The sequence below is a fragment of the Streptomyces sp. SBT349 genome, from assembly GCF_001083795.1.
Classification (GTDB): domain Bacteria; phylum Actinomycetota; class Actinomycetes; order Streptomycetales; family Streptomycetaceae; genus Streptomyces.
In genome coordinates this window covers 1-14,521 of record NZ_LAVK01000188.1, presented here as the reverse complement: position 1 = coordinate 14,521, position 14,521 = coordinate 1, and the positions used below count along the sequence as shown (strand labels likewise).

General features: G+C 72.6%; 15 protein-coding genes, 1 tRNA gene and 1 pseudogene. 6 read left to right on the top strand and 11 right to left on the bottom strand.

The window, feature by feature from the left end; genetic code table 11:
* The 3 genes from ADY01_RS21820 to bcp form a co-directional block, all read right to left on the bottom strand.
* Positions 1-574: hypothetical protein (locus ADY01_RS21820; RefSeq protein ID WP_049576307.1), on the bottom strand; the 574-nt coding region annotated here is incomplete at its 3' end.
* A 117-nt stretch (positions 575-691) separates the two neighbouring features.
* Positions 692-1,471 (bottom strand): HAD-IIA family hydrolase, encoded by a 780-nt coding sequence (locus ADY01_RS21815; protein WP_049576304.1) that lies wholly within the window; start codon positions 1,469-1,471, stop codon positions 692-694.
* A 10-nt stretch (positions 1,472-1,481) separates the two neighbouring features.
* Complete coding sequence (gene bcp / locus ADY01_RS21810) at positions 1,482-1,949, bottom strand: thioredoxin-dependent thiol peroxidase (protein ID WP_049576301.1); 468 nt, start codon at positions 1,947-1,949, stop codon at positions 1,482-1,484.
* Between the two features lie 151 nt (positions 1,950-2,100).
* Between bcp and ADY01_RS21805 the strand changes: the two genes are divergently transcribed.
* Positions 2,101-2,430, top strand: a complete 330-nt coding sequence (locus ADY01_RS21805; protein ID WP_420715733.1) for a DUF3618 domain-containing protein — start codon at positions 2,101-2,103, stop codon at positions 2,428-2,430.
* A 97-nt stretch (positions 2,431-2,527) separates the two neighbouring features.
* The gene (locus ADY01_RS21800; RefSeq protein WP_107081786.1) at positions 2,528-2,830 is read left to right on the top strand and encodes a GroES family chaperonin; all 303 of its coding nucleotides are present in this window, start codon (positions 2,528-2,530) and stop codon (positions 2,828-2,830) included.
* On the opposite strand, the gene ADY01_RS21795 is transcribed toward ADY01_RS21800, so the two are convergent.
* Both ADY01_RS21795 and ADY01_RS21790 read right to left on the bottom strand, forming a co-directional pair.
* Positions 2,821-5,187 carry a transglycosylase domain-containing protein gene (locus ADY01_RS21795; RefSeq protein WP_053171079.1) on the bottom strand — a complete coding sequence of 789 codons (2,367 nt, stop codon included), beginning with the start codon at positions 5,185-5,187 and terminating at the stop codon, positions 2,821-2,823. The genes ADY01_RS21800 and ADY01_RS21795 overlap by 10 nt on opposite strands.
* Before the next feature lie 114 nt (positions 5,188-5,301).
* Positions 5,302-6,642, bottom strand: a complete 1,341-nt coding sequence (locus ADY01_RS21790) for a GDSL-type esterase/lipase family protein (protein WP_049576292.1) — start codon at positions 6,640-6,642, stop codon at positions 5,302-5,304.
* Between the two features lie 86 nt (positions 6,643-6,728).
* On the opposite strand from ADY01_RS21790, the gene ADY01_RS21785 reads away from it, so the two are divergent.
* The 4 genes from ADY01_RS21785 to ADY01_RS21770 all read left to right on the top strand — a co-directional run bounded on the left by ADY01_RS21785 (position 6,729) and on the right by ADY01_RS21770 (position 9,863).
* Positions 6,729-8,036 (top strand): DUF445 domain-containing protein, encoded by a 1,308-nt coding sequence (locus ADY01_RS21785; protein WP_053171076.1) that lies wholly within the window; start codon positions 6,729-6,731, stop codon positions 8,034-8,036.
* Positions 8,037-8,070: 34 nt separating this feature from the next.
* A tRNA-Leu gene (locus ADY01_RS21780) sits at positions 8,071-8,154 on the top strand.
* Positions 8,155-8,228: 74 nt separating this feature from the next.
* Entirely contained in the window at positions 8,229-8,657 is a 429-nt protein-coding gene (locus ADY01_RS21775) for an OsmC family protein (protein WP_049576289.1), read from the top strand.
* Between the two features lie 93 nt (positions 8,658-8,750).
* On the top strand, positions 8,751-9,863 hold the full coding sequence (locus ADY01_RS21770) for a DUF4185 domain-containing protein (RefSeq protein ID WP_234320348.1): 1,113 nt from the start codon (positions 8,751-8,753) through the stop codon (positions 9,861-9,863).
* Between the two features lie 59 nt (positions 9,864-9,922).
* Here ADY01_RS21770 and ADY01_RS21765 read toward each other — a convergent pair whose 3' ends face one another.
* The 6 genes and pseudogenes from ADY01_RS21765 to ADY01_RS21740 form a co-directional block, all read right to left on the bottom strand.
* Positions 9,923-10,681: an IclR family transcriptional regulator gene (locus ADY01_RS21765; RefSeq protein WP_049576284.1), complete on the bottom strand. Its 759-nt coding sequence runs from the start codon at positions 10,679-10,681 to the stop codon at positions 9,923-9,925.
* A 147-nt stretch (positions 10,682-10,828) separates the two neighbouring features.
* Positions 10,829-11,584 (bottom strand): ectoine/hydroxyectoine ABC transporter ATP-binding protein EhuA, encoded by a 756-nt coding sequence (ehuA, locus tag ADY01_RS21760; protein ID WP_049576308.1) that lies wholly within the window; start codon positions 11,582-11,584, stop codon positions 10,829-10,831.
* 79 nt (positions 11,585-11,663) lie between these two features.
* Entirely contained in the window at positions 11,664-12,317 is a 654-nt protein-coding gene (ehuD, locus tag ADY01_RS21755; RefSeq protein WP_049576279.1) for an ectoine/hydroxyectoine ABC transporter permease subunit EhuD, read from the bottom strand.
* On the bottom strand, positions 12,314-13,063 hold the full coding sequence (gene ehuC, locus ADY01_RS21750) for an ectoine/hydroxyectoine ABC transporter permease subunit EhuC (RefSeq protein WP_049576277.1): 750 nt from the start codon (positions 13,061-13,063) through the stop codon (positions 12,314-12,316). The genes ehuD and ehuC overlap by 4 nt, the downstream gene beginning before the upstream one ends.
* Positions 13,060-13,986, bottom strand: a complete 927-nt coding sequence (gene ehuB / locus ADY01_RS21745) for an ectoine/hydroxyectoine ABC transporter substrate-binding protein EhuB (RefSeq protein ID WP_078900489.1) — start codon at positions 13,984-13,986, stop codon at positions 13,060-13,062. The genes ehuC and ehuB overlap by 4 nt, the downstream gene beginning before the upstream one ends.
* Before the next feature lie 53 nt (positions 13,987-14,039).
* Positions 14,040-14,521: pseudogene (locus ADY01_RS21740) on the bottom strand (hypothetical protein); the annotation flags it as partial.

Below are 14,521 nucleotides of genomic sequence, written 5' to 3'. Positions count from 1 at the left end.
TGGCCTCGGAGATGTTTATAGGGGCCAGCGCCCGCACCGGGCCGGTGGGGTGGTGGCCCCCCGCCTCGTGGTGCTCCGGCCTCGCGTGCGGCAGCGTCTCGTGCTCCGGTGTGGCGTGCCCCGGCTTCTCGTGCCCCGGCTTCTCGTGCCCAGGCTTCTCGTGGGGGGCGCCGGACCCGCCGTCGTGGCCCGCGACGACCAGGCGGCCGGTGACCGCACCCTCGCGCTCGTGGCACTCCACCGTGATCGGGTAGACGCCCGGCCTGGTCGCCGAGTCCACCCGCGCCTCGCCGAACAGGGTGCCGCCGGTCGCGGCCGGCGCGAGCCGCGCCTCGGCGACGAACGCGTCCGAACGCGCCGTGCCCGTCGTTCCCTCGCAGCCGGACACGTGCAGGTCCACGTCGTCGCCCGGCCGGGGGCTGGGCGGCGTGACCCGCACGCCGGGAGGGCCCGCGCGCTCCTCGGCGGCGGCCGGGCCCGCGCCCGCCACGGCGGCGAACGCCGCGACCGTGCCGCACAGGGTCAGCTTCAGCAGAGCCGTGCCACGAGAGGGCAGAAGGAAGGGGGAGACCATGTCGCACCTCCGGGTTCGTTACCCGTGAAGGTCTCCCGGTTCCCCCGCACCCGCATCCGCTGTGCCCCCGCGCTGGTCCGAACGGGGTCGGCGGCCCCCCGCCCGGCCGCCCCGGCGTCAGACCTTGTCGACGAGATCCGCGATCGAGTTCACCACCGCGTCCGGCCGGAACGGGAACCGGTCGATGTCCTCCCGGTCCGTCAGCCCGGTCAGCACCAGGAACGTCTCCATCCCGGCCTCCAGGCCCGCCAGCACGTCGGTGTCCATCCGGTCGCCGACCATCGCGCTGGTCTCGGAGTGCGCGCCGATCATGTTGAGCCCGGTGCGCATCATCAGCGGGTTCGGCTTGCCCACGAAGTACGGGTCGCGGCCCGTCGCCTTGGTGATCAGCGCCGCGACCGAGCCCGTGGCGGGCAGCGCGCCCTCGGTCGAGGGCCCGGTGTGGTCCGGGTTGGTCGCGATGAACCGCGCGCCCGCGTTGATCAGCCGGATCGCCTTGGTCAGCGCCTCGAAGCTGTACGTCCTGGTCTCGCCGAGCACCACGTAGTCCGGCGTCACATCGCTGAGCACGTAGCCCACGTCGTGCAGCGCCGTCGTCAGGCCGGCCTCGCCGATGACGAACGCCGAGCCGCCCGGCCGCTGGAGGTCGAGGAACTGGGCGGTCGCCAGCGCCGACGTCCAGATGGACTCCACCGGGACCTCCAGACCCATGCGGGACAGCCGGGCCTGGAGGTCGCGCCGGGTGTAGATCGAGTTGTTCGTCAGAACGAGGAACGGCTTGCCCGACTCGCGCAGCCGCTTCAGGAAGCGGTCCGCGCCCGGGACCGGCACGCCCTCGTGGATGAGGACGCCGTCCATGTCGGTCAGCCAGGACTCGATCGGCTTGCGTTCTGCCACGGGGGCTCCTCTAGAGGTCCAGGTCCTTGATCAGCTTGGCGACGTGACCGGTGGCCCTGACGTTGTACAACGCCTGCACCACCTTCCCGTCCTCGCCCACGACGAACGTGGAACGGATCACGCCGGTGACCTTCTTCCCGTACATGGTCTTCTCTCCGAACGCCCCGTACTCCTGGAGCACCTTCTTGTCCGGGTCGCCGACCAGCGTGACCTTCAGGCTCTCCTTCTCGCGGAACTTCGCCAGCTTCTCGGGCGCGTCGGGCGAGACGCCGATCACCTCGTACCCGGAGGCGGCGAGCAGGTCGAGGTTGTCCGTGAAGTCGCACGCCTGCTTGGTGCAGCCGGGGGTGAGCGCGGCCGGGTAGAAGTACACGATGACCTTGCGGCCCGCGTGGTCGCCCAGCGATACCTGGTTCCCGTCGGCGTCGGGCAGGGTGAAGGCGGGCGCCGGGTCGCCCGGCTGCAAGCGCTCGCTCATGGCGGCTCCTCGTCGTTCGGTCGTGCGTGGTTCCGTGCGTCGTGCCGTGCGTGGCGGTGGTGCGCCGCCCAGCCTAATCGGGGGATCCGACGGGCGGCCCGCTCGGTGAGCTGACACACTGTGCGGTAACGACGACGAGGGAGGCATGGGCGTGCCGGAAGCAGCCGAGACACCCGCGGAGATCGAGGCGCGGATCGCCAGGCGGCGCGAGGAGCTCAGGTCCACCCTGGAAGAGATCGGCGCCCGGGTCCACCCCAGCACCCTCGCCGAGGACGCCAAGGCGCGTGTGGCGGCGAGCATCGACCAGACCGCGGGCCGCGCGTTCGTGGCGGTCAACCGCGCGGTCACCGGGGTCCGCGCGCAGCTGGTGTCCGCCGAGGGCGCCCCGCGCCTGGACCGCGTCGTTCCCGCCGCCGTGCTCACGGTCGCGGTGGTCGGCCTGCTGGTCCTCTCCACCCGCACCCGCCGCAGGCGGCGCTAGGGCCTGTCCGATGCGACCTCGTGGTCCGCGGGGCCGGATCCTGAGATACGGTCATCATGTGAGTTCGCACCCCACCCACGACAAGCTGCCCATCCGGATGCTGCACGACCGGGTGCTGGTCAGGGCCGACACGGCCGAGGGCGAGCGCCGTTCCTCCGGTGGCATCGTCATTCCGGCAACGGCCCAGGTGGGCCGCCGCCTTGACTGGGCCGAGGTCGTCGCCGTCGGGCAGAACGTCAGGACGGTCGAGACGGGGGACCGGGTGCTGTACGACCCGGAGGACCGCGCCGAGGTCGAGGTCCGCGGCGTCTCCTACGTCCTCATGCGCGAACGGGACCTGCACGCGGTGGCGGCGGAGCGGCTCCAGGACACCGACGACTCCACGGGCCTCTATCTCTGACCTCTCGCCTGGTCCGCACGCGCCCAGCCGCGTTCGGCCGGCAGCCACGCCCCCGAGGGCCCCGGGCCCGGCGTGCCGGACGGCGGGTCCGAGGGCGCGGACGGGCCGGTCCCCGGCGTATCCCCGGTTCCGGGTTCCGTCGTGCCGGGTGCCCCGGGATCCGGGGAGCGTTCCGGCTCGGGCCCGGGGGAGGGCGCCGGGGCGCTGGGCGCGGCGGGCGTCTCCTCGCCGTCCGGCTCCTCCGCCTCGTCCTCCTCTTCCCCCTCCGGCGCGCGCTCCCCGGCGTCCGTGCCCTCGTCCTCCGAGGGGCCGCCGGGCGTGATCTCGGGCACCGGCTCGTCGCCCCGCAGCTCGAACTGCCCGACCGGCTCGCCGTCCAGCGCCTCCTCCGTGTAACGGGCCCAGATCTCCGCGGGGAACCCGCCGCCGCTGATCCGCTCCCGGCCCGCGGCGCCGTACAGCTCCCGCTGCTCGCCGCTGACCGGATCCTGCCCGAACACGGCCACCACCGTGGCCAGTTCGGGTGTGTACCCGGCGAACCAGGCCGCGCGGTCCTGCTCGGCGGTGCCCGTCTTCCCCGCCGCCGGGCGGCCCGCGGAGCGCGCCGCGGTGCCGGTGCCCTGCTCCACCACGCTCCGCAGCACGGCCGTGGTGCCGTCCGCGGCCTCCCGGGAGACCGCCCGGCTCTCCCGCACGCGGGGCGGGCGCACCGTCTCGCCGTCCCGCGTCACCTCGTCGACCAGCAGCGCGGGCCGGTGGACGCCGTGCCGCGCCAGCGTCGCGTACGCCTCCGCGAGGTCCAGCGTGCTGGGGGTCGCCGTGCCGAGCGAGATCGAGCCCTGCGCGCCGTCGAGCCCGGGGGTGTCCTCGGGAACGCCCAGGCCGACGGCCGTCTCCCGCACCCGGTCCGGGCCCACGTCCGCGCCCATCTGCGCGAACACGGAGTTGACCGACTTGTCCATGGCCTCGGCCACGGTGATCCGGCCGTAGTCCTCGTCGCCCTCGTTCTCCGGGGCCCAGCCGCTGCCCTCGCCGTCCGGGTCCCGCACCTCGCGGCGGCTGTCGCCGTCGTACTCGGTGCCGGGCCCGATCCGCTCGCCGTCACCGGTCTCGGAGCGGTGCTCCAGGGCGGCGGCGTAGACGATCGGCTTGAACGTCGAGGCGGCCTGGTAGTCGCGCCGGGTCGCGTTGTTCACGTACTGCTCGGTGTAGTCCCGCCCGCCGTACATGGCGACGACCCGGCCGCTCTCCGTCTCCACGGAGGTGGCGCCCGCCCGCACCCAGGAGTCCTCCTCCCGGTCCTCGCTCAGCGCGCTCATCAGCCGCTCGTCCACGGCGTCCGTGAGCGCGCGCTGCCGCTCCGGCTCGATGGTGGTGGTGATCCGCAGGCCGCCCGACCTCAGGTCGTCCTCGCTCACCATGCCGCTCTCGACGAGGTACACGTTGACCGCCTCGACCAGGTAGCCGCGCTCGCCCGCGAGGCCGGAGCCGGGCGTCACCGGCCGGGGCCGGGGGAACTCCATGTCCTCCCGCCGCCGTTCGCTCAGCCAGCCCTCGGAGACCATGCCGTCCAGCACGTACTCCCAGCGCGCGACGGCCTGGTCGGTGTTCTGCGGGTTGACGCGGACGTCGTAGGAGTTGGGCGCGTTGAGCAGGGCCGCCAGGTAGGCGCCCTCGGCCGTGGTCAGGTCGCCGGCGTCCTTCCCGTAGTACGCCTGCGCCGCCGACTGGATGCCGTACGCGCTCCTGCCGAAGTAGCTGGTGTTGAGATAGCCCTCCAGGATCTCGTCCTTGCTGACCTCGCGGCCCAGCTTGACCGCGATGAACAGCTCCTTGACCTTGCGGGTGACGGTCTGCCGCTGGTCCAGGTAGTAGTTCTTCACATACTGCTGGGTGATGGTCGAGCCGGACTGGCGGCCCCCGCCGCGCAGCATGTTCCACCCCGCGCGCACCATCGCGGTGACGTCCACGGCCGGATCGTGGTAGAAGTCGCGGTCCTCGGCGGCGAGCACGGCCCGCCGCACCCGCTGCGGCACCTGTTCCAGCGAGACGTTCTCCCGGTTGATCTCGCCGACCCGCGAGAGCTGGGAGCCGTCCGCGTACAGGTAGACGTTGCCCTGCGCCGCCGCGGCCGACTTGGGCTCCGGGATCTCCACCAGCAGATAGCCCGCGACCAGCGCGCCGAACAGCACCAGCAGGCCGGTCAGAGAGGCGCCGAGCAGCATCCGCCAGGTGGGGACCAGACGCCGCCAGCCGGTGCGGCGCAGGCGCCCCGCGCGCCGCCGGCGTCCCGCGCCCCTGGGCACCCGGCGGGGCCACCGGCCGCCGCCGCTGGGAAGCTCGCTGTCGTCGCTCACGGTGCGGTCGTCCCCTCTGTCCGCTGGGTGGACACTGTCGCACCGTGCGTAACGAAGTCCGCGGCGCGCGCACACCGGCGGTCAGGGGGCAGTCCCCCGGATGGGCCCCCCGGCTCACCCGTTGGAGGGTGAGGCCCCGCTCGCCGGCAGCAGCGTGCCGAGGTCGACGGCGGCGGCCATGGCCGCGTACCCGGCGTCGGTCGGGTGGAGGCCGTCGCCCGAGTCGTAGCGCGGCAGGAGGCGCCCGGGGGCGCCGGGGTCGCGCAGCGCGCGGTCGAAGTCGATGACCGCGTCGAAGACGCCGCCGGCCCTGATCTCCGCGTTGATCCGCTGGCGCGCCCGTTCGAGCTCCGCGTTCTCCTGGGCGTGGCCGCCGAACGGGGTCAGCGTGGTGCCCACCACCCGCAGGCCCGCGGCCCGCGCCCGCTCGGTCACCACGCGCATCCCGGCGAGCACCGCCTCGGGGCTCTCGCGCGGCTCGAACAGGATGTCGTTGACGCCGAGCTGCACCACCAGCGTGTCGGCGCCGGTGCCCACCGCCATGCCCGCCAGCGCGTCGTGGGGGAGCCTGCGCAGGCCGCTCGCGCCGTTGAACGACCGGTCGGGCAGTGCGTCGCGCAGCAGCCGGTTGCCGCTGATGCCCTGGTTGAGCACGCCGAGCGCCGGGGCGCCGCGCTCGGTGCGCAGCCGGTCGGCCAGGGCGTCCGTCCAGCGCCGGTTGGCGCCGGGGGTGGAGAGCGCGCCGTCGGTGAGCGAGTCGCCGAGCACCACGATCGCGCCCTCCGCGGAGGTGCTGAGGACCTGGACGCCGGTCAGATACCGCCAGGACTGCGTGACCTGCGTGAACGCCACCCCCGAGGCGGAGGCCGCGTGGTTGCCCATGGCGGCGTAGCTCGCCTGCTGCGCGAGCCGGTGGTAGGTGACCGGGCCGGAGGGATCCGGCGCGTACAGCGAGACCAGCAGGTCGGCCGAGGCGGGGACCGTGAGCCGCGCCGCGTCGCTGACCACGGTCGCGCCGGGCGCCACGGTCACGGACCTCCCGCCGCCGAACGTCAGGGGGCGCCGCGTGTCGGGGCGCGCGGCCGGGCCGCCCGCGGCCGAGAGCGCGACCGAGACGTCGCTGAACGTGACCGGCGCGGTGCCGTAGCGGTTGGACAGCTCCACGCGCACGGCCGTGCCGCCGACGGAGGTGCGCACCACGTTCCGCACGGTCCTGTCGGGCAGGCCGCCGCGGGTGCCGGGCTCGGCGCCGCAGGGGGCGGCGGACCAGGTGCCCACCCACTCGCCGCGGGTCGCGGGGACCACCTCTTCGGGGCGGTCGGGGTGCGGGGCAGGCGGAGGCGGCGGGGCCGCCGGCTCACGCCGCGCGTCCCGCCCCGTTCCCAGTGCGACCGCCACCCCGAGACATACGGCCATCAGCCACGCCAGCAGGGCAAAGGCCCGCCGGCGGCTCACCACTCCCACCCGGATATGTTCCCACGATCGGACCAGCCGGGCTCACTCGGCCGGGGGAGCCGCCGTGACCCGCGACAATGGACCGTATGGCACATGTGACGCGGGCGGCCGAGCCGGGCCCCCTCTCCGGGCACGGCCTGCTCACCGAGGCCGACGCCGAGAAGATGGCGGGGCTGCGGCGGATGAAGACGGTGGCGACCTCCCTCCTGGTCGCCGTCGCGGTCGTCTACGTGCTCGCCACCTGGGCCGAGCACGCGGGCGCGGGCGGCTGGGCCGGATACGTGGCGGCGGCGGCCGAGGCGGGCATGGTGGGCGCGCTGGCCGACTGGTTCGCCGTGACCGCGCTGTTCAGGCGCCCGCTGGGCCTGCCCATCCCGCACACGGCGATCATCCCGACCAAGAAGGACCAGCTCGGCCAGTCGCTGGGCGACTTCGTCGGGGAGAACTTCCTGGCCGAGGGCGTGGTGCGGGACAAGCTCGCCGCCGTGGGCATCGGCCGCCGCCTGGGCGCCTGGCTCTCCCGCCCGCAGAGCGCGGAACGCGTCACCGCGGAGCTGGCCACCGCCGTGCGCGGCGGCCTCACCGTGCTGCGCGACGCGGATGTGCAGGCGGTGCTGGCCGAGGCGATCACCCGCAGGGCCGAGGCGCAGGAGATGTCCCCGGCGCTGGGCAGGCTGCTGGAGAAGACCGTCGCCGACGACGGCCACCGCCGTTTCGTCGACCTGATGTGCGCCCAGTCCCACGAGTGGCTGACCAAGCACCGCGACACGGTGCTGCTCGCCGTCGAGGGGGGCGCGCCCGGCTGGACCCCGCGGTTCGTGGACCGCAAGGTCGGCGACCGCGTCTACCGCGAACTGCTGCGCTTCGCCGCCGAGATGCGCGACGCACCCGACCACCCGGCGCGCACGGCGCTGGACCGCTTCCTCGCCGACTTCGCGGACAAGCTCCAGCACGACGAGGAGACCCGCGCCCGCGTGGAGCGGCTGAAGTCGGACTTCCTGGCCAGGCCCGAGGTCCAGGAGCTGATCGCCTCGGCCTGGGCCGCCGTCCGTTCGATGATCGTGACCGCCGCCGAGGACGAGAACAGCGCCCTGCGCCGTCGCGCGACCGCCGCGATCCTCACCCTGGGCACGCGCCTGGCGGGCGACGACCGGCTGCGCGCCAAGCTCGACGGCTGGGTGGCCGAGGCGACGGTCCACGTGGTCTCGGGCTACCGCAGGGAGATCACCTCGCTGATCACCGACACCGTCGCCTCCTGGGACGCACGCACCACCTCCCGCAAGATCGAGCTCCACATCGGCCGCGACCTCCAGTTCATCCGCCTCAACGGCACGGTGATCGGAGCCCTGGTCGGCCTGGTCATCCACGCGGTGACGGCGGCCGTGGGCGGCTGACGAAAAGCTTCCGGCCGGTAGAATCACCCGACGAGCGGCCGTGATGGAATTGGCAGTCATGCTGGGTTTAGGTCCCAGTGCGTTCACGCGCGTGAGGGTTCGAATCCCTCCGGCCGCACCGCGATAGCGTGTCCCTGTACGGATCGTACGTACGTGACCTGCTGTTCCGGTTCCTCCAGGAGGATCGACCACATGGCAACCACACGCATCGCGACGACGAACTGGGAAGGCTCTCTCATGGAGGGCGCCGGCACCGTGGAGCTGGACTCGTCCGGGGTGGGGAAGTTCGACGTCACCTGGGCGTCCAGGGCCGAGGACCCCAACGGGCGGACCAGTCCCGAGGAGCTCATCGCCGCGGCGCACTCGTCCTGCTTCTCCATGGCGCTCTCGCACGGCCTCGCCGGCGCGGGGACCCCGCCGGAGTCGGTGCAGACGCGGGCGAGCGTCACCTTCCAGCCCGGGCAGGGCATCACCGGGATCGCGCTCAGCGTCAAGGCCCGGGTGCCCGGGATCTCTTCGGAGGACTTCGCCGCCGCCGCCCAGACCGCCAAGGAGAACTGCCCGGTCAGCAAGGCCCTCGCCGGCGCGCCCATCTCGCTGGAAGCCGAGCTGCTCGACTGACGCGGCCTCGGCACCCGTTCAACTCTCCGGCCCCGCCGCATCGGTGGGGCCGGACGTGTTGACCCCGTGGCCCGTCTCCGTTGTGCTGGGGGGATGCGAACCCCCCACGACATCAGCGTGTCCCGTGCCATGTCCCGTTCCATGTCCCGTTCCACGTTCCTGCGTTCCGCCGCCGGGGCCGCTCTCGGCGGCGGTCTCGTGCTCGCGGGCGCGGGCACCGCCTCGGCCGCCGCGCCCCAGGTCACCAAGGTCCGCGATCTCACGGGTCCGGGGCTGACCACGCGGTTCCGCATGGAGGCGACCGACCTGGGCATACCGGCGCGGACGCCGGACGGCCGGATCCTGTTCGTCTTCGGCGACACCTTCGAGGGCGCCTCCGTCGGGGCGGGCTGGTGGCGTTCCCCGGTGGGGCTCTGGTCCACCACCACCGACCTGAACGCCGGGGTCACCTGGTCGGGCGCGGTCGGCGGCACGGGCGCGGCCGAGCAGTTCTGGGCCTACGAGCACGACAACCCGGTCTTCTCCACGGTGTTGCCCTCCGACGTGATCACCATCGGCTCCACCATGTATCTCCATGTCATGGTCAACAAGGGCCTGGGCAACGTGGTGTGGACCGAGATCTGGCGCTCCGACGACTCCGGCGCGACCTGGCAGCACACCGGCGCGAAGTTCCCCTCGGACCTGCACGGCGGGATGTTCCAGATGTTCACCTGGGGCGAGGGCAACGACGGCTTCGTGTACGTGTATTCGACCGGCTTCCAGCGCGACAAGCCGATCATCCTGCACCGGGTGCGGAGCGACCGCCTCACCGACCTCGCCGCCTACGAGCCGTGGGGCTGGCGGGACGGCGTCTGGGCCTGGGGGAACCCGCCGACCCCGATCCTGGACGGCGCGTTCGGCGAGCTGTGCCTGCGCCCGCTCGACGGCAAGTGGATCCTGACCTGGTTCAACGCGGGCGACTACCGCATCGACGGCATCGTGATGGACACCCCCACCTCCGACCTCCACACCGCGCACCGCCAGACCCTCATCTGGGGCGGCGCCTGGGGCCAGGAGGACGACTCGCACGTGGCGCAGCTGTACGGCGGCTACATCATCCCCGGCTCCACCCTGGGCGATCTCCACCTGGCGGTGAGTCAGTGGAACACCGAGGTCAACTGGCCCTACCGCGTGATGCAGCACCGCGTCACCGGCCTGTGGCCGTGACCCCGGCCCCGCCCTTCGCCCTCGCCTGAGCGTCGGCTCGCGGCCGTCCCCCCGGCCCGTCACAGGGTCAGGGAGAGCAGTGTCGGCGCCGCCTGGCGGTTGAGCGCCTCGGCGGCGCGGCGCAGCCGGTGGGCCTCCGTCACCGGAAGCGACAGGGCGAGGGTGCCCGCCGTGGACCCCGCGGTGATCGGGACGGCGGCGCACAGGGTGCCGACCGCGTACTCCTGGAGGTCCAGGACGGGCATGGTGGCGGGCTGCCGGTCGAGCGCGCCGAGCAGCGTCCGCTGGTCGGTGATGGTCCGGGAGGTGAACCGGGCGGCCCGGTGCCTGCTCAGGTGGTCCTGGCGGCCGTCGTGGTCGAGCTGGCTGAGCAGGCACTTGCCGATCGCGGTGGCGTGCGCCGCGGACCTGAAGTCCACCCACTCGTTGACCTGGGGGGTCTGCGGGGTGTCCGAGGTGTGCGTCACCTGGAGCTCCCCGTCGGTGTAACGCGCCAGGTAGACGGCGGCGCCCAGCGATTCGCGCAGCGCGTCCAGCGCCTCCTGGAGCTTGGTGTGGCGCAGCCGGCGGCGGTCGGTCTCCGAGCCGAGCACCAGCAGCGTCTCACCGGCCGCGTACCCGCCGTCGGCCAGCCGTCTGAGGTAGCCCTCCTGGCACAGCAGCCGCAGCAGCCGGGGGAGTTGGGCGACCGGGAGGCGGGCGTGGCGCGCCAGCTCCTCCTCGGGCAGGCCGTCCGGGTGGCCCGCGACGGTCTCCAGCAGCCGCAGGGCCAGGCGCACGGACTGGTAGGGGCTTGTCCGATCGGACGTGGTCGCCACGTGGACCTCCTGCTCAGGGCCCGCTCAGGGCGTGCTCGGCGCTCGGCGCACCAGCCTAGCGAGCAACGCCGCCGAGGGTCCGCCGGTTCGCGCGGCCCGGCGCGAAACCGCCGGGCCGCGCGTCCGCGCCGACCTCCCCGAAGCGCCTCAGAGGACCGTGGCGAGGAACTCCCTGGTGCGCTCATGCTCCGGCTCGCTGAACATCTTGTCCGGCGGGCCCGACTCCACGATGCGGCCGTTGTCGAACATGAGCACGGCGTCGGAGATGTCGCGTGCGAAGGTCATCTCGTGCGTGACCACCAGCATGGTGATGTCGGTGGTGTGCGCGATGTCCCGCAGCACGTCGAGCACGCCCGCGACCAGCTCCGGGTCCAGGGCCGAGGTGACCTCGTCGAGGAGGAGCACCTGAGGGCGCATGGCCAGCGCGCGGGCGATCGCCACGCGCTGCTGCTGGCCGCCGGAGAGCTGGCTCGGGTACTTGTCGAGGTGCTCGGAGAGCCCCACCAGTTCGATCAGGTCCCGCGCCCGCACCTCCGCCTCGTCCTTGGGCATGCCGAGCACGTGCACCGGTGCCTCGGTGACATTGCGCAGCACCTTCATGTTGGGGAAGAGGTTGAACTGCTGGAAGACCATGCCGATCTTCTTGCGCACCTCGCGGACGTGCTTCTCGCCGGCCTTGACCAGCGTGCCGTCGCGCTCCTCGTGCGTGAGGTAGGCGCCGTCGACCTTGATGGTGCCCTCCTCCGGCTTCAGCAGCGTCATCAGCAGCCGCAGGATCGTGGTCTTGCCCGATCCCGAGGGGCCGATGAGGGTGACGTGCTTCCCGGTGTCGACGGAGAAGTCCAGCCGGTCGAGCACGGTCACGTCGCCGAAGCGCTTGGTGACGTTCTCGAAGCGGACCAGTTCGGCGCCGTTGGCACGGCTGGCCGGGGAGGTCGAGGTCTCGGTGGTCTCGGTGGTCTCGGTGGTGTCTCTCGGGGTGTCAGCTGGTGATGGCAAGGCGACGCTCCAGAAGGCGAATCAGCAGAGAGGCGGGATAGGCGATGACGATGAAGGCGACGCCGACGATCGTGTACGCCTCGGTGGTGAACGTTTCGTTGCTGAAGCCCTCGGCCTCTCCGAACATCTCCAGTGCCCCGATGATGGCGATCATCGGGGAGTCCTTCAGCATCGCGATGACGTAGTTGCCGAGGGCCGGTATCACCCGGCGGATGGCCTGCGGCAGGATCACCGCCAGCCAGGTGCGGCCCCGGGGCAGGCTGAGCGCGGTGGCCGCCTCCCACTGGCCGACGGGCACGCCGCCGATCCCGGCCCGGTACACCTCGGCGGTGTACGTCGAGTAGTGCAGGCCGAGGCCGATGATGCCGGTCGTGAGCGGCGACATCGAGGGCCCCCACTCGGGCACCACGTAGAAGAGGAAGAACAGCTGCACCAGCAGCGGCGTGTTCCTGATGAACTCGGTCACCAGGTTCACCGGCCACCGGACGGCCTTGAAACGGGAGCGCTGCGCCATGGCCCACACCAGGCCGAGGGCGAACGCGATCAGGCTGCCGAGCACCAGCGCCTGGAGGGTGAGGACCACCCCGTCCCAGAAGCGGGGCATGAACTCGTCGACGACGTTCCAGTCCCAGTTCACCGGGCCGCACCCCCCGCCGTCAGAGCGCCGGAGCCCTCACCGGCGCTCTCGCGCAGCGCCAGCCGCGACCAGAGGCCGCCGCCGCGCGGTGGCGCCTGGCCGACGCCGGCCTTGGCGTACCGCTCCACGATCCGCATGCCGCGGGTGAGGAGGAAGGCGAAGGCGAAGTAGATCACCAGCAGCAGGGTGTAGACCGGCGCGCTCTCGCTGCTGCCGATGCGGACCAGGTTCCCCGCGTAGGTGAGGTCGGCCACCATGATGGTGGAGACCAGCGCGGTGCCCTTGAGCAGCTCGATCAGCAGGTTGTTGAACGGGGGCACCATCTCGGGCCACGCCTGCGGCAGTTCGATCCTGCGCAGCCGCTGGAACCGGGTGAAGCCCAGGGCGATCCCGGCCTCGCGCTGCGCGGCGGGGACGGCGGCCAGCGCGCCGCGCACCACCTCGGAGCCGTAGGCGCCGTAGGTCAGCCCCAGCGCCAGCACGCCCGCGAACATCGGGACGAACTGCCACCGGAACATCAGCGGCACCGCGAAGACCAGCCAGAACATCAGGATCAGCGCGGACATGCCGCGGAACAGCTCGAAGTAGACCCCCGAGACGAACCGCACGACCCACAGCCGTGAGGTGCGCAGCGTGCCGATCACCAGGGCGACCACCGCGGCGAGCGCCGCGCTGTAGATGGTGACCTGGACGGTGATCCACATGCCGGGCAGGAAGTAGTTGTCGAACATCCCCTCGGTCATCATGGGCACAGGTCCTCGCGCGTCATGTCCGTCATCTCCGCTTCGGTGAAGCCGTAGGGAGCGACGATCTCCAGCAGTTCCCCACTGTCCTTGAGCTTGTGCAGTTCCTCGTTGAAGGCGTCCCTGAAGTTCTGCTCCGAGAGCCTGAAGGCGAAGCCGCCGGCGCCGTACGCGGGCTCGCCGGCCAGCGTCGGCTGGAACGGCTCGGTGGCCTCCACCCGGTTGTTGCCCTCCACGGCGGTCTTGACCGTGACATTGGTCCCGGCGAACGCGTCCACCCGGCCCTGCTGCACGGCTTCGAGGCCCGCCACCTGGTCGGGCAGGATCAGCAGGTTGGAGATGCCCGCGTCCTCGGCGTAGGCGATCTCCGCGTACGCCTGGCCGGTGGCCAGGCGCAGGCCCTGCTCGGCGATCTGCCGGTAGGGGTCCATGTCCGGGTCGGTGCCCAGGCCCTCCGGGTTGCCCGCGGGGACGATCAACGAGTCGAGCATCAGGTAGTCGGGGTCGGCGAAGAGCACCTGGGCGCAGCGGTCGGGGTTCAGGAACATCCCGGCCGAGACCACGTCGAACAGCTGTGCCTTGAGCCCGGGGATCAGCGCGCTGAACTCCACGGGCACCGGGATCACGTTCTCGATGCCGAGCTCTCTGAAGATCACCTTGGCGATCGCCGGCGCCTGGCCGTCGGGCTCGCCCTCGTCGTTGATGTAGCCGAACGGGATCTCGCTGGCGATGCCGATCTTGACGGTGCCGCTGTCCTTGAGCCGTTCCAGCAGGTCACCGCCCTCGACGGTGCCCTCGGCGGCCACCCTGCTGCATCCGGCGGCGCCCAGCGCGCCGAGCGCTGCTGCCCCCGCGAGCAGCGATCGCCGGCTGAGTCCTCCTGCTCTTCGCGGAAAGGTCGCATGTTCTCTCATCGGTGGAGCCATGGGCGCGCGGCTACCCAGAGGCGCCGGAAACATGCGGATCCTTTATCAGGGTGTTAGCCGGCGCCCACCGCGCCCGTCCCGACCACATGGAACCGCACCCGGTCGACGCCCGTGTCCTCCAGGCAGCCCAGGAGGCGGTGCGCGTCGTGGTCGCTCAGCGCCGGGTGGACCGTGGCCGCGAAGAGCCCGTCGTCCAGGGGGACCATCCCGGCCCGCTCCAGCGGCACGGCCGTGGCGTCGCGGCACCGCTCCCACTGCTGCTCGGCGGCCAGCCGGGTGCGGGAGACGTCCACGCCCCTGCCGTCCACGGTGAACAGCACGGAGGTCGCGGCGCCCGCGCCGCGCTCGGGCGCCTCGGTCTCGGTCAGCTCGGAGAGGCCGGAGTAGAGGCCGAGGCACAGGAGGGCGGCCACGCCCAGCGCGCCGGCGCGCAGCAGCCGGCCGCGCGCCGGGCCGCGGCCGAGCGCGGGGCGGTCGGGGAGATCGTCGTGCGGGTCGCCGTCGCCGGGGCCGTGGCCGGGACCGTGGCCGGGGG